Source organism: Bacillus rhizoplanae, assembly GCF_917563915.1.
GTDB lineage: Bacteria > Bacillota > Bacilli > Bacillales > Bacillaceae_G > Bacillus_A > Bacillus_A rhizoplanae.
The window spans coordinates 1-15,706 of sequence record NZ_CAKJTI010000026.1 but is presented as its reverse complement, the minus strand read 5'-3'; the positions used below and the strand labels follow the sequence as shown (position 1 = coordinate 15,706).

The 15,706-nt window shown below is 35.0% G+C and carries 13 protein-coding genes; 2 read left to right on the top strand and 11 right to left on the bottom strand.

Annotation, left to right across the window (positions count from 1 at the left end; all coding sequences use genetic code 11):
* Positions 1-116: 116 nt before the first annotated feature.
* The 7 genes from LRP84_RS17870 to rraA all read right to left on the bottom strand — a co-directional run bounded on the left by LRP84_RS17870 (position 117) and on the right by rraA (position 8,492).
* On the bottom strand, positions 117-1,568 hold the full coding sequence (locus tag LRP84_RS17870) for an RNA-guided endonuclease InsQ/TnpB family protein (RefSeq protein ID WP_230576312.1): 1,452 nt from the start codon (positions 1,566-1,568) through the stop codon (positions 117-119).
* A gap of 312 nt (positions 1,569-1,880) precedes the next feature.
* The gene (locus tag LRP84_RS17865; RefSeq protein ID WP_230576311.1) at positions 1,881-2,567 is read right to left on the bottom strand and encodes an ECF transporter S component; all 687 of its coding nucleotides are present in this window, start codon (positions 2,565-2,567) and stop codon (positions 1,881-1,883) included.
* The gene (locus LRP84_RS17860; RefSeq protein WP_230576310.1) at positions 2,543-4,195 is read right to left on the bottom strand and encodes an ABC transporter ATP-binding protein; all 1,653 of its coding nucleotides are present in this window, start codon (positions 4,193-4,195) and stop codon (positions 2,543-2,545) included. Before LRP84_RS17860 ends, LRP84_RS17865 begins: the two co-directional genes overlap by 25 nt.
* Positions 4,174-5,052: an energy-coupling factor transporter transmembrane component T gene (locus LRP84_RS17855; RefSeq protein ID WP_230576309.1), complete on the bottom strand. Its 879-nt coding sequence runs from the start codon at positions 5,050-5,052 to the stop codon at positions 4,174-4,176. The genes LRP84_RS17860 and LRP84_RS17855 overlap by 22 nt, the downstream gene beginning before the upstream one ends.
* Before the next feature lie 6 nt (positions 5,053-5,058).
* On the bottom strand, positions 5,059-5,832 hold the full coding sequence (locus LRP84_RS17850) for a DUF4430 domain-containing protein (protein ID WP_230576308.1): 774 nt from the start codon (positions 5,830-5,832) through the stop codon (positions 5,059-5,061).
* Positions 5,833-5,887: 55 nt separating this feature from the next.
* Positions 5,888-7,540: a DUF4430 domain-containing protein gene (locus LRP84_RS17845; RefSeq protein ID WP_230576307.1), complete on the bottom strand. Its 1,653-nt coding sequence runs from the start codon at positions 7,538-7,540 to the stop codon at positions 5,888-5,890.
* A gap of 466 nt (positions 7,541-8,006) precedes the next feature.
* Positions 8,007-8,492 (bottom strand): ribonuclease E activity regulator RraA, encoded by a 486-nt coding sequence (rraA, locus tag LRP84_RS17840; RefSeq protein WP_230576306.1) that lies wholly within the window; start codon positions 8,490-8,492, stop codon positions 8,007-8,009.
* A gap of 121 nt (positions 8,493-8,613) precedes the next feature.
* On the opposite strand from rraA, the gene ybaK reads away from it, so the two are divergent.
* Both ybaK and LRP84_RS17830 read left to right on the top strand, forming a co-directional pair.
* Positions 8,614-9,087: a Cys-tRNA(Pro) deacylase gene (gene ybaK, locus LRP84_RS17835; RefSeq protein ID WP_230576305.1), complete on the top strand. Its 474-nt coding sequence runs from the start codon at positions 8,614-8,616 to the stop codon at positions 9,085-9,087.
* A gap of 359 nt (positions 9,088-9,446) precedes the next feature.
* The gene (locus LRP84_RS17830) at positions 9,447-10,745 is read left to right on the top strand and encodes a histidine--tRNA ligase (RefSeq protein WP_230576304.1); all 1,299 of its coding nucleotides are present in this window, start codon (positions 9,447-9,449) and stop codon (positions 10,743-10,745) included.
* A gap of 159 nt (positions 10,746-10,904) precedes the next feature.
* On the opposite strand, the gene LRP84_RS17825 is transcribed toward LRP84_RS17830, so the two are convergent.
* The 4 genes from LRP84_RS17825 to LRP84_RS17810 form a co-directional block, all read right to left on the bottom strand.
* Positions 10,905-11,501 (bottom strand): hypothetical protein, encoded by a 597-nt coding sequence (locus LRP84_RS17825; protein WP_230576303.1) that lies wholly within the window; start codon positions 11,499-11,501, stop codon positions 10,905-10,907.
* A 210-nt stretch (positions 11,502-11,711) separates the two neighbouring features.
* Positions 11,712-12,506, bottom strand: a complete 795-nt coding sequence (locus LRP84_RS17820; RefSeq protein WP_230576302.1) for an SDR family oxidoreductase — start codon at positions 12,504-12,506, stop codon at positions 11,712-11,714.
* Positions 12,507-12,563: 57 nt separating this feature from the next.
* Positions 12,564-14,219 carry a putative ABC transporter permease subunit gene (locus LRP84_RS17815; RefSeq protein WP_230576301.1) on the bottom strand — a complete coding sequence of 552 codons (1,656 nt, stop codon included), beginning with the start codon at positions 14,217-14,219 and terminating at the stop codon, positions 12,564-12,566.
* The gene (locus tag LRP84_RS17810) at positions 14,212-14,937 is read right to left on the bottom strand and encodes an ABC transporter ATP-binding protein (protein ID WP_230576300.1); all 726 of its coding nucleotides are present in this window, start codon (positions 14,935-14,937) and stop codon (positions 14,212-14,214) included. Before LRP84_RS17810 ends, LRP84_RS17815 begins: the two co-directional genes overlap by 8 nt.
* Positions 14,938-15,706: the final 769 nt, after the last annotated feature.

The following is a 15,706-nucleotide window of genomic DNA, read 5'->3' as shown; positions in this document are numbered from 1 at the left end:
AAGTATGAATTGAATTCTAATTCCTAAATAGTTAATTAGAAATGCACTTAACTCATGAAAACTCCCGCCACTTATCTCCTTCGGATCTTGAAGTGGGGGTTTCTCGTGTATCACCCTCAAGAGATGCTTAACACGAGTGGAGTTGACACAGCTGCCAGATGGCACAACCCCTCTATTCCATCGGCAAACGCCTTTGGAACTGCTTTTTTTAAGATGTTATAGGAAGCATTCACATCTGCGTTCAGTAGTTTATTCTCTTTCGTACGATACAAGCCACGTTTGATACGTTTTCCACTGAATACAGGAATGTCTTCCTCACCGTAAGTGGGGATCGCATCATTGTCTAGAAAGGATGCCTTGCTTGTATACGATTCTTCTACGACTTGTACAGGAATGCCTTTTCGTTTTGCTTTATAGATGATCATTTCAATGAGGAGATTGTGTGGGATATGGCAGAACAATTGATTCTGTCGTTTTCCCATCTCACTGTTTTGTTTCCATGATGTATTTTTCCCAATCACAATCATAGAGATCTCATGTTGAACTGCGAAATAAACAATGTGGTAACTGATTTTGTGAAAGAAATCTTTTATCTTAAGAAACCGCTTCTCATGAAGCCTCTCTAAGCGGTTTGATGTATGTGGTCCTTCTTTTGGTTCTTTTCCATGACGAAGAATACCCAGTAAATAAGCCCTTTGCTTGTTGTAATATTGATTAATGCTTTTAATCACATTGCCCTTTACCAACACAGGAATGGCCCCTGTATTCGTTGTGATAGTTGCAATGTTATTGATTCCTAAATCAACACTCATATAGCGATTATTGTCGACATACTCAGGTACTGGCTCAGATTGTTCTGTCACAATTTCCACTTTAAACTTCCCGTAAGCAGGAGAAACACGTACCTCTTTCAGATTTTCGATATATCCGAACAATTTACCAATATTTAATTTTATGCTTGTTTTTGGAAAACGAATGTATTTATCTTGGAGTTTACACACTTGATTGGTGAATACAATTTCTTTCATAGATGATTTGATATATTTGGGAATGTGAGGTTTGCCAGTAAAAGTGGAAGGATGTTTCTTGTATGCCTCAATGGATGCAAAGAATGATTTCCAATTTTGATATAACTTCTTCATAACTGCTTGATTCGTTTGCGATGGCAAATTCATATAATCTTGTTGTTTCATTGTTTTAAACAAACAATCTAGAAAATTATAGGATAGAAAAGATTTCTCTTTTGTCGGGAATGTAAACAAGTTACATTTTATGTCTTTCTGTTCTTTAACAGGTTTTTCTTTTTGTTTTTGTACACGTTTTTGATACGCATGAAGTTGATTTTCATTCATGGTTTCAATATGTGTTTGTAATGTATGGAGAACTTTTTGTTGAAGGGGCTGTAAAGTTTTCTCTGTACGTAAAGCCGTATACACTTGGCGAATGTAGAAGTTTGTTGTATTGTAGAGATTTTTTGCATTTTGACACATTTCCATGAAGTAGACGTGCAATTTATGACCTTTCTTGATCCAAATTTGATAGGTTGCATATTCTTTTTCTTTTGTCATCATGTTCACCTCCTTCTTTCCTTCATGATACTACAAAGTAGTCAAAAGGAACATACATTCGCCATGCTACGAAAATATTTTTACAAATGCGATGGCAATTCATCTCCACCTTAAACTGGGCTATGCCCTACACGTTTTGAAGATGGAGTTTTCTTGCCAATTTTTCGATAAATAAAAAAGACACCCTTACAAGATGTAAGAAGTGTCTCAAAAGGCGAACGAATATGTAAGTCGCGATCCTACAGTATATATTTATGTCTTATAAGAAAAACTTATTCCCTATTTACTTGAGAAAACGTACATTACATTTCTTTATTCTAATATACCGTACTTCTTCTTAAAGCGTGCCAATATTTTAATCCAAGATGTGCTAAACACCCAAAGAAAAAATACATTGGAAAGTGCATGTGCAAGATCAAAATAAAAACTTGTAATGTATGCTTTTATAAAAGTATCCCATGTCAGTTCTTTCAAAAAGCCAATAAGAAACCATAAATTCATAATCCAGTTAAAAGCAAATCCTGCTATAAATCCAAAGAGAACTCTTCCCCATAACATTTTCATCATCCACGTATGACGCAGCAGCCCTGCTGAAAAACCCATCATACCCCAGCAAAACATTTGCCACGGGGTCCAAGGTCCTTGTCCTAGGAATATATTAGAAACTAACGCAGCTGTTGCACCGATAAGAAAACCCGTTTCACTACCAAATACAATTGCTGATACAATAATAACAAACGAAGTTGGTTGTACACTCGGAATGATGGAAAATGGAACGCGACTAATTGCAGCAATTGCCGCTAGGACAGCTACAATCACAATTTCACGCGAAACAAAAGCTTTTTTCTCGAAACGTACATAAAATGGCAACATAATCACAATTAAAAAGAAAAGACTGCACCATATATAATATTGATCCGTCACAAACGACGTAAATAAAAGTGTACTAATCAACACTATAAAAACGACTACAACTATACCAGCATATCTTTTGGACACGCCTCAAACACATCCTCCCATGTTAAAGCATACGGCAGTTGTTTACGAATAAAACGATTAACAGACGTTGTATAAAAAAAGTTCTCACTAAAAAAGCGGGCCGGTGTGTCTTCCATAATAATTTTCCCATCAAATAACATGATACAGTTATCCACATATTTTGCTGCAAACTCAATATCATGCGTCGCCATAACAATCGTCGTTCCTTCTTTTTGTAATTGCTGAAATAACTCGCCAAGCTGTTCTTTCTTTCCTGGGTCTAGTCCCTTTGTAGGTTCATCTAATAATAATAGATTCGGCTTTGATAATAACACTGTACAAAGAGCGATTAATTGCTGTTCTCCGCCGCTACAATCATGCGGATGGCGATTACGAATATGCAAGAGTGAAAACTTCCGAAGCATTTCTTCTACTTTTTCATTCGCTTCTTTTTTATATAATTCTTGCGCACGGCTAAAAAGTTCGTCCCAAACAGTATCATGTGTAAAATGATAGTAAGGGTGCTGCGATACATAACCGATTTTCTTAAAGCGCTCTGTTACTTCTGTTTTATGAATTAACTTACCTTCCCAAATGACTTTTCCTCTGCGACATTTTTGCAGCCCTGCTAAAAGCGTTAATAAAGTTGATTTTCCAGTACCATTTTTCCCAACAAGTGCTGTCCATTGTCCCTGTTTAACCGCCAACATCAAATCCTGTAAAATAAACGATCCATGCTTTTCATATTGAAATGAAACGTGTTTTGCTTGTAATAATACATATACCTTTTCTGTATGCTGCGATGGTATATCATACTGAATTTCATTTAAAATAGGGCGAATTTGTTTCTGTGCATCACGCACTGTAAATGGAACTTGTTCAGCCTTCCATTCTAAAAACAAACGTGGAATTTGCGGAATATATGGTCGGAACTCTTCTACTTTCCACATTTCTAGAATTACTTCACTTGGGTTTCCATCATAAACAATTGTACCTTCATCCATAAAAACGATTCGGTCTGCCAGAGGAACCACTTCGTCTAAACGATGTTCACTCATAATGATTGTAATTCCTAATTCTTCATGAATTCGTTTCAATAACCCTAAAAAATCTTTTGCTGCAATTGGATCTAGCTGTGCTGTCGGTTCATCTAATAGCAACAATTTAGGCTGTAAAACAAGTACAGCAGCTAAATTTACAAGCTGCTTTTGTCCTCCAGATAACGTATGTACAGATTGATGTAACATATCTTGAAATCCTAAAAAACTGATTAATTCAGCAATTCTTTTTTGAATGACAGTTGTTTCATAGCCGACATTCTCAAGAGAAAATGCAAGCTCTTGAATAACAGTATCCATCACAAGCTGATTCTCTGGGTTTTGGAATACCATGCCGATTTCTTGAGCCGATAATAAATCTGGTATTGTATGTAAAGATTCTCCATCATAATACATGCTGCCTTCTCTCATTCCAATTGGGAGAAGTTCTTTTTTGAAATGTTTTAATAACGTCGTCTTGCCGCAACCAGAACGTCCTGCTAACACGACAAATTCTCCATGGGAAACAGATAAAGATACATTACATAAAGCGGCAGACTCCTCGTCTGAATATGTAAATGAAAGCTGTTTTATTTCTGCATGCGCCACCATAACCACTCCCTCCCTTCTACTAAAATTGGTAGACTTATATACATAAGAAATGGAATAAACAAAAACAGATCATTTTGTTGCAAAAGGAGTGATTCTACTTTTGGATAAATCGTTAAAACACCATATCCTTTACTTACTCCGCAAAAGCAATATACAAATAAAATTACTAACAAAGTAAGGACAAGCCAATCTCTATGTTCCATACGGTATCGAATATATGTACTTCGTTTTGTCACTCCAAATCCGCGTGCCTGCATAGAATCAGCGGTTTGAAGTGCTTCTTCTAATGAACAAACTAATAATACTTGCAAAAGCTTCATGCCGTTCTGTGCTCTTTCTTTCAGAGAACCCGCATCCACTCGAACTCCTTTTGTCTTTTGCACAAGTGTAATATGAGTGAGACGTCTCATAAATAAAGGTACAAAGCGAACTGTAATCATTGTAAGCAATGCTACTTTCGGAGAAATACGAGAAAATAAATATAAAAACTTATGACTTGATATCATTTCATTATAAGAAGCAAACGTAAACAAAATCGCAAACAATGATAACGCCATTGTGTATCCATATGTCACTGCTTCTAATGTAATCGGATTATAACCTATATAAAATAAAATTGTACTGCCTCGGTGTGTTAATAACGGGTTTATAATTGTAATAATAAGAGCGAAAAAAAGTGAACTTGGTAACATTTTTTTCATTTTTTCTCCATTACCTTGTATGATATTTAATATAAGAATCATACAAATTGCACCAATTAAAAAAACAGGGTGAAGACATACCATACATAGTATAATCACCCCTACATAATACAGAAAATTGACGAGCGGATGCATAGAAGAAAATGCTAATCTCATTACTTGTTACCGATTTCCCTTCCTATAATCTAACGCATAAAACCATTCAATTTTATCTCCTTGTTTCACTTTATACTTGCCTGCACTTATATTGGCATTAACTCCATTTACACTATACATCCAACCACTTAGGTCGCCTTTATCTTTTTCATATAAGTTATTTATCCCGCGAACATATACACTACTTCCAGATCCACTAGCTTCCATTTGAATCCCTTTTTGCTTCATTGTACGAGCCAATACTTTAAAAACTGTATCTCCATCTTGAAGTTCTACTTCCGTTCCCCCTAAAATCGTGCTTTGATCATCACGTACTGATAACGTAACCGTCTTTACCTCTTGTTTCGGTTCCGATTTTGCCTCTGGAGCAGGGGTTATTGGTGAAGGAGTCCCTTCAGAATGAACCTGTGCCGACTGTTGGTTTTCAGATGTTTGTTGTGTATTTTCCTGCTTCGGCGTTTCTTTTGGCTCATTTACAACTTTGGATTTTTCTTGAGACTGTACTTTTTGCTCTTGATTTTGTGATTGTTCTATATTTTGTTTTTGTGCTGGATTCTGTTCGATAGATTTTGAATCTGCAGCTTTTTCTTCTTGAGATTTCTCTTCTTGTTTCTGTTCTTGTTTCTGTTCTTCTGAAGTTTGCTGTTCCTGTTTCTTTTCATCTTTTTGCTCTGTTTGTTTTGCGTCTGTCTTTTTATCTGTCTTTACCTCATTTTGACTACACCCAGTGATTAAACTAAATGAGAAAACAAACAACACAAGCCATTTCAGCATTTTCATAATTTCTCACACCTTTCGCAATAAAATTAGGAGCAAATATTTGCTCCTAATTTTGTCAAGCCGCTTTTCTTCTCCATAATACATATGCAGCGCCAATGCACAGTACGCCAAATGCAGCTGGCATAGCAGTATTTAATCGAGACATACCTGTTTCTGGTAAACTATGTTTTTCTACTTTCGCTTCCTTTTGTTCAGCTTGATCTTCTGCAGCTACAATTGACTGTTTATCCGCTTGTTTTTGAGGTTCCTCTGTTACAGATTGCTCATCACCAGTTGGTTGTTTCGGCTCTTCCGTTGAGTTATTCCCTTCATTGGTTGGTGTTGAAGCGTTTGTCCAATCGAAAATAGAACCTTTACCATTTAAATAGTTCTTATACTGAACAAGCGCTAACATCGCTTGCTCAGTTGCCATACTATCTTCCTCAGTATCGTTTGGCAACCATTTAAATCCACCATTCTCTAATTGATAAGATAGTAAATTTTGAACCGCATTATAATTATTTTTTGTATATGTAGTACTTGTTGGATCTATGCCAGCTGCTGCAAGTCCAAGAACAACTTCCGCTACACTGTTGGCATTTTCTACACCGCCGGATGTAAATCCACCTTTATCTGTCTGTATACTCGCTAAATATTGCTTCGCTTTATCTAATGCTTGCTTTACTTCCGCTTGATCTTGATATGGTGCTAATGCTGAGAAAACCATGCCAGTTACATCAGCATCACTTGGTTCCTCTAATTTCCCCATATACGCCCATCCGCCATCTGTATGCTGTGATTTTAAAATTGCATTTACTAATGTATCGCGGTTCCATTTCGCATCAGCTGGCACGTCATATTTTTTTGTATCTAATGCAAGTAAACTAAAAGTATATCCCGTAATAGAATCTATTTTCTCAAAGTTATATAATTTTGAAATTAAGTTATTACTAGCAATATTTGTTGGATCACCTTCTACCGCTGAAACTGCTAAAATTGTACGTGCTAACTCAGTGGAAGAGAATCTGTTTTCCTTCTCTTTAATACGCTCTTCTAATGATTGTAAATAGTTTGATTTTATCTCTTTAGAAACTTCTTGACCTGATTGAGTTAGACCAATCACTACCCAGTCACTATCTATACCATCTTTCATCATCTTTTGAGCAGTTTTTACAATTGCTCCATCAACTTTCTTCGTTACATCACCTGTTGTAGGTTCTTGCGGTTTTGTTGCATCAGGTTTGCCTGTACCTGGTTTTTCTGTATCAGGCTGTTTCTTACATGTACCAAGTTCATCTAATACTTGCTGCAAAGTTTGTTGACTCATATTGTTCCAGTCTGAAACAAAACGATAAGCTACAACATCTCCAACTTCTAGCTTATAGCTATCTGCCCCAACCATCGGTGATTTGTTATTGACTTCATAAGACCAACCGCTCGTTTCACTAGCCATTAATCCATCAATGCCTTTAACGTATACACCATACTTCGTGTTTTCTGCCGTTACTTTACTCCCCATTTCTTTTTGCAGTAAACTATAAGCCGTTTCTCCGTCTTGAATTGCAACTTCTTTTGGACATAGCATAATCCCTTTTTGTGAATCTCCAACAATTGCTAACGTTGCTGTTTTGCCTTCAGCAAAGGCAATATGTACGGTATTTGCAAAAGACAAGAAAACTAATGCAATCGTCATGAATGACATGAATAACCATTTTTTCATGTTTGCCATACTATTTATTCCTCCCCTTTCCTAAAAATCGCATAAAAAAATACCCTCAAAGGGCGCGCATAAACACGCTTCAAACAAGCGTTCAACGGATGCACAGCACCTCTATCTCCATAGGTTATTGTATTTGCATAGGTAAGGTACCCAGTTTATGAAACAATGACTTTTTGCATTTTCTGATAAAAAATGTAAAAAGTCTTCTCATTTACAGTAGCGGAATAACATTGAAACTCCGCCGAACTTCCTCTTTTTTTACCTAGTGAAACACTATACTCCTATACAATTCACAATATTACAAAATTCTGTACTATTTTACTATTTTTATATTTTTTTGTCTATCATTTCTCGTATTTGCTTTTTAAGAATACCAATATTCTTGTAACTCTCTTTTTAAAGCCTTATATTAATGTGCATTTGTATCTGAAAATATTTCTATCACTATTTACATTCAAATTTCCTTTTCTTCACATCATGACTCATGATGAATTTCTTTTTTACATACAATGACACCATCTTCATCAACATAGACATAATCTCCTGGAATCCAAGAAACCCCTCCAAAGGACACAGGAATATTTGTTTCTCCATTCCCTTCTTTCACGCTTCGCTTTGGCATCGTTGTAATCGCTAAAATACCAAGCTCAATTTTACTAAGCTCTACACAATCACGAACACAGCCATATATAATAATACCTGCTAAATTTCGTTCCTTTGCAATGTTTGCTAAATTATCACCAAGTAACGCACAATTTGTTGAGCCTTCTCCGTCCACAACTAATACTGTACCCTCAGGTAACGTTTCTAGCGCTTGCTTCACAAGTACATTATCATCTTTTACTTTCACCGTTGCAATTTTTCCGTGAAACTGCTTTTTCTTTCCGTATGATTGAAACAGAGGCTTACATACTTCCACTTCAGTTTCATATGCATCATAAAGATCAGTTGTTCTCCACATCTTTTTCCCTCTTTTCTTTTCAAAATATATGTTACATATTCTTGTCCTTTCTCATTTTCCCTGTCTTATTTTGCAAAATTTTGTATACTAAAAATAAGAACCAAAAAAGGAAGTGTAGAAAATGAGTAGTAAAACAAACGCTTGTCGTTTATTAGATAAGTATAAAACTCCATATACAATACATGAATATGAGTGGGATGAGGAAAATTTAGATGCAAAACACGTTGCTGAACAAGTTGATTTACAATTAGAACAAGTCTTCAAAACCCTCGTCCTTCGCGGAGATAAAACTGGGGTAATTATGGCTTGTATACCTTCACATAAAGAACTCAACTTAAAAGCATTAGCGTCTGCAAGTAAAAATAAAAAAGTAGAGATGGTTCCAATGAAGGAAATACTTGGATTAACAGGATACATACGTGGCGGTGTTTCACCTCTTGGCGTGAAAAAAAATTATCCGCTCTTTATTGACGAATCTGCTGAAAATTTAAATCCAATCAGTATTAGCGCTGGAAAAAGAGGATTACAAATCTTTATTAATGGTGCAGACTTTATTAAAATAAGTAATGGAACACTTACATCTATTACTTCATGAAAAAACTGTCTCATACATGAGGCAGTTTTTTCATCCTCACTAAACTTTTCCATACCTCAAGCTTTAAAAAAGTGTAGCTTTTATCAGCAGAGAGCTTAATGCCCTTAAGTAACAGGGTGAAAAAATGTTTGATAATTCAAATTAATTTTGGTATGATATAAAAAAATTTAAGGAGAGATTGCTTATGTTAAATCGTAATACTTCTTTCCAACTTCATCATCATATATAACGCCTTGTATCCGAAGAATTTTTTCTTCGTGGGTACAGGGCTATTCCTGTTACCCACGAAGCGACTATAAAGCTATGTGGGTATTTTTATACCTACATAGCTTTTTTTATTTCAAAAAGGAGTGATAAACATGAACTTACAAAACGTAAAAGGAACAAAAGACTATTTACCAGAAGAACAATTACTGCGTAATACAATTAAACGGACTTGTGAAGAAACATTTGAAGCTTACGGCTGTAAGCCATTAGAAACACCCATTTTGAATATGTACGATTTAATGGCTTATAAATATGGAGGAGGCGCTGAAATTTTAAAGGAAATGTATACCCTTCGTGATCAAGGCAATCGTGAACTTGCACTGCGTTATGATTTAACAATTCCTTTCGCAAAAGTTGTAGCTATGAATCCAGAAATCCGTCTTCCGTTTAAACGTTATGAAATTGGGAAAGTATTTCGTAATGGCCCAATTAAACAAGGAAGATTTCGAGAATTTGTACAGTGCGATGTAGATATTGTTGGAGTTGAATCCATTATAGCGGAAGCAGAATTAATGGTAATGGCTCTCGATATATTAAAAAAATTAACCCTAGATGTAACTATTCAATATAACAACCGAAAGCTATTAACAGGAATATTACAAGCCATACAAATACCTGAATCACAAATACAAGATGTTATTTTATCTGTAGATAAGCTTGAGAAAATCGGTATTGAAGGTGTAAGAAATGATTTAATAAATCGAGGATTACAAAGTGAAACAATCGATAGATTATGTAAGGCGTTGGAAACATGTATGTCTATGCAGCTCTCTGAATTTGATAAAGTATTCTCTAATCCACTTGTAAAGGAAGGCGTTACTGAACTCCAAGAACTTAAGCAATACTTAATTGCACTTGGAATTGAATCTAATACAGTATTTTCTCCTTTTCTCGCAAGAGGTCTTACAATGTATACCGGAACGATTTATGAAATCTTTTTAACGGATGGTAGCATCACCTCTAGCATTGGTAGCGGTGGTCGTTATGATCATATTATTGGTGCATTTCGAAATGATAATAAATCTTATCCGACAGTTGGAATTTCCTTTGGTTTAGACGTCATTTATACTGCTCTTATACAAAAAGAACGTGCCTCCTCTTCTGTCGATATCTTTGTCATTCCACTCGGAACGCAGGCAAAATGTTTAAAAATTGCACACACATTGCGAACAAATGAAAATTTAAAAGTAGAACTTGAACTAACAAATCGTAAATTAAAACGTACCCTTAACTATGCAAACAAAGAAAACATTCCGTATGTACTTATTGTTGGTGAAGAAGAAATAAATAACAATGTAGCTGTTTTACGAAATATGAAGGAAGGAACTGAACAAAATATACCTCTTGCTTGTATTGAAAATGGCACTTTAAAACAATATTTATATCGTTAATCGAACCATTCCCGCACATACCATATTTTTTATTAAAAAGTTGTGTTATGTATTTGTTGCAACTAATCATAAAAGGAGAAACGTACACATCTGCTACGTTTCTCCTTTTATTACATATGTTATATATAAGATAAGATTTAATTTCAACTTGATTTTTTATTAAAGCTTATTTAAAAATTGATTCAAATCTTGCTTTGTTTTCGTAGTTAACGTTTTTAACTTTTTTAAGTCCTGCTTTTGTTTTTCCATTTCAACAATTAGTGGGTATAAATTTTGTTCGATTGTTTTATAATCGGATGGATGTTTTGTTTCAACTTCTTTCTCAACTACATCCCATTTATCAGCAATCTGCTTTCCTAGTTTATTTACAGTTTCTTGTTTCGGATTTGCTTTCAATTGCTTGTCCACTTCTTCTATTAACTGTACAACTTCTGTTACTCCGTTTTTCATACTAGCATTTTGCTTTGCATTTGTTGATTTTGTTTCTTTTGTTCCGTTTTTCTCATTTTTCGTTTGTTCTGTATTCGTTGATGTCGCTTCAGTTTTCCCATCTGCACTTGTTGTTTTTGAGTCCTTCTCCTCATTTTTACTCGTATTTGTTTGTTCTGCACTTGTTGTTTTCGCTTCTTCTTGAGCGTTTGTTTGTTCCTTTTTACTTTGATTTGCTTGTTCTTTTTCTGTCGAGGTACCGCAAGCTGTAATGGAGAGCATCGCTCCAATCGCCAATGAAGCAATCGATATTTTTTTCAAATTCATAATAAGCCTCCTAAATATTACAATTTCGCCTCCCAAATAGTTTTCTATATCCTCCCAAAAATTCCTTTTTATTATTTATTACAAACACAAATTTCTCAATAAAGTGAAACTTCCATCAGTGGGGGTTTTTTCATCCCCCACTGATGGTTAGTTGAACCAATCGGGCTTTTACGGACAGTTAGCCCCCACCTATCTTCTTCGCTTTTTTCTTCATCTTGAGGTGAGGGTCTTACTGTCCGTTAATGCGGGATAAAATCCTCCTGTCGAATGAATAACCTGCCCCGTCACCCATGCTGCTTCTTCACTTACTAAAAAAGCAATCAACTGAGCTGCATCCTTCGGCTCCCCAACTCTTCCTGTTGGAAACCTTGTTGCAAAATATTGCTTCATTTCTTCATTCATCCACCCTGTATTGGTTGGTCCTGGATTAACCGCATTTACTGTAATCCCCTTTTTCGCAGCAGCTGGTGCAATCGAAACCGTAAATGTTTCGATTGCACCCTTTGTTACGGCATATGCAAGTTCATCTGGCATCGGCGCTAATGATTGCCCCGACGTAAGGTTAATAATTCTTCCGCCTTTTTCTTTTGTAAAGTACTTCATAAATAGTGTACTTAACAAAATCGGCGCTCTTACATTTACTGTATAATGCGAATCTAACTTTTCCACATCGATTGACTCATAATTTGTATTTATAGAATACGCAGCATTATTTACTAAAATTGTCGGCTCTCCGAAGCGTTCTGATACCATATATAACAAACGGTTCGGCGCATAAGACTGCGCCAAATTAATCTCAGCCATATCACAACGTACGCCAAAACTTTCAACTTCTTCTTTTAATAAAAACGGCTCATCTCTTTCCATCCCCCAAGGCATTGTTTTATCATAGCGAGGCCAATAAGTAAAAAAGATATCTGTCCCTTTCTGAGCTAATTCTTTGCAAACCGCTGCTCCAATACCATGTAACCGAGTTGCACCTGTGACAATTGCAATTTTCCTCATAGCGACTTCTCCCCCTCATATAATAAATCCTCTGTATAGTAACAGAGGATTTACAATTTATTTAATATTTGCTAGGATACGTTCAGCACCAAGTTGTAAACTACGAGATACAATAACATTTACAATAGTAAAAACAACTAGGATACTTAAAAACATACCCCACATTCCAATTCCTAATAAGAAAAATAACGCACATACTCCACCAACAGTAATACCAACTAATAATACATTAACAAGCCAATTCCAAAGCGTAGTATAACGACCTTTAAACATTTTTTGTTCGGAATCCCAATGAATATCAGCTGTTTGCGCATCCCAGCGTGTACCAATTAAATTGTTTAACCATAACCCATTTGCACAAAGTAAGAACCAAAGTAAGATAAATACTGGCGACACACCACCTATTATGATAAGCACAAGACCAAAGATAGCTAAAATAGTGATATTAATTAGCCAAGCTGTAAATACTTTCGCAAAGAAAATACCGTCTGCCTTGACTGGTAAATAGCGATTGATAAACCAGGTGCGACCTTCTCTTGAAAAAGATGTTGTCGCAATAACGTTTGATCCCATTAAAAACATACCTGCACAAAAAGCAAGACCAAGCGCAAGACTTGCTGTTTCGCTATCTTTTGCAAATTTATTTAACCAAGCTAAGTTGCCGTCTTGAACAAAAATAATAAAGAAAAACATAATTGGCATAACAAATGTTTGCACAATACAGTTAATAAAGAATTGTGGTGTGCGAATCAAAATATGAAACTCTTTTTTCACATATGCTTTCCAATGCGAATTTTGTACAGTAGCTTTATTAAAATTCTCAGAAGAAATCACTTCTTTTTTCGCAGTACTATTCGAAAGTCCAATAACTCCTTTTAAATATGTACGCTCCGCAACATAGAAAAACAGTACATAAAACGCAAATGAAATGGCAGCGAAAAGAAGTAAATATAAAATTCCTTTCCACGAAACACTTTCTATTAACGCCATTGCCCCAAAATATGTTGTCGGAAAATAGTTTGTCATTTCTACTAGAAACGAAGATTGATTATTTGCAAAATAGTCTGCTGCCATTTGTCCGGAAGCAGCACTTCTATTTTTCCATTGAATAAATACATTAATGCCTACAACCATCAACAAAGTAAATAAACCCATTAACATATTACTTCGATCTTTATTTTTTGCGATATTTGTATAACGCATAATTACTGTCATGAGAAGCGAAGCAAGAACTAACGGAATGATTGGGAAAAATATGTAAACAATTAGAGCATATACATAATATGTAATAAAAGCACTACTTTGCAACCCATACACAATAAAGATTGGAAATAAAACAAAAGAAGCCATCACATATTGTGTAATTAATACCGTAATAAACTTTGCAGTAATAATATGGGCTGGCTGAAGTGGTAATGGTAATAACATTTCAACGTCATCATTATAATAAAATACTGTTAAAATTGTCGTAATACTAACCACAAACACCCATATACTTCCAATCGATAACCCCATGCCAATAAGTAAGTTTTCCTGACCAACTTGTTTTAATCCCCCATACATTCCATATGCAAGCGGACCTATAAACAAAAATCCAACACACATAAGGCCTAAAAATGAAAACAAATATACAGCACGCTTCTTCTTATCGGTTAACATGTCAGCATAATTCATTTTTAATAATATTTTTGTTAACATCCAAATCTTATTCATTTTCCGTCATCTCCAAGAACATTTTTTCAAGAGATTCATTAGATTCAAAATGCTCTCGCATTTCTGCTAAATTCCCTCGAAATTGAAGTGTTCCTTTATTAATAATCGCAACTTGATCACATAACTTTTCAGCCACTTCTAGCACGTGCGTCGAAAAAAACACCGTTTTCCCTTTATCAGCATGTTCACGCATCATTTGTTTTAATATAAATGCTGACTTGGGATCTAATCCTGTCATCGGTTCGTCTAATATCCATACATCTGGATCATGCAAAAGGACTCCAATTATAATAATTTTTTGGCGCATCCCATGCGAATAACTTTGAATTTGATCAGACAATGCTTCGTACAAACTAAAACGTTCTGCTAGTGTTCGAATTTTTTCTTGACGCACATCTTTCGGAACATCGTACATATCCGCCATAAAATTTAAATATTCAATCCCTCTTAAGCGTAAAAACATATCGGGACTGTCAGGAACATACCCAAATAACTTTTTCGCTTCAAGCGGCTCTTTTGTAATGTCTTTTCCATTTACAGAAATCGTCCCGCTATCAAGAGAGTGAACACCCGTTATCATCTTAATTGTCGTTGATTTCCCCGCACCGTTTGGACCTAAAAAACCAAATATCTCTCCACTCGGCACTGTTAAATCCAAATTTTTTACCGCAAATTTACTACCATTATAGCTCTTTGATACATTAACAATTTCAATCATCAGTATCCATTCCTTCCCTGGTTTTCCAATAATCACTACCTAATTATAGCATAATACATTTTTAGATTTTTATAACTTTTTAGATTTATTAATTATTAATATCCTAGACTTTTCATTTTCAACTTATATACTTTATCCCGCATTATTGGGCAGTCCCCCCCACTGATGGAAGTTTCACTTTATTAAAAATGATAAAAAACGAAGAGGATTATCTCTAAAAAATCCCCATCAAAAACAAAAAAGAGAGTGCTTATATGTTTAACGGGTTCTCTTTTGGGGTGCAAAAATCAATTTCACAATACATTTTTAACGTGAATTCACGTTTTTTATTTCCTTTATATTACTACACTCTTTGATGTTTTTATTAAAATTAAAGCAGGATTTCGCATACCAATTATCGAATATGGAAATAATTATTGTACAGTGTGAATTTAACTGTGAATTATCATGTGATTTTTACTGTGAATATGCTTTAACCATCCTTCGTACTTTCTACAACTTCTGTTTGCCATACAATTCATGGGATAAAGTGAAGGCTACACCAGCTCAAAGATTGGGAATTGCCGATAAACAATTTACGATGAAGGATAATATTTATTTTAAGTAGGTTCTGTTATCTTTCGTTGTTGATTTACTTTATTAAACTATTGGGAAGTTTTGTTGAACAAGTTGTAAATTTAACATTTTAAAATAAGAGCGTTTCTTTGTAATGAGAAATGCTTTTTATTTTTGTCAAAATTAAAAGGATATAATAATAACAATAATAATA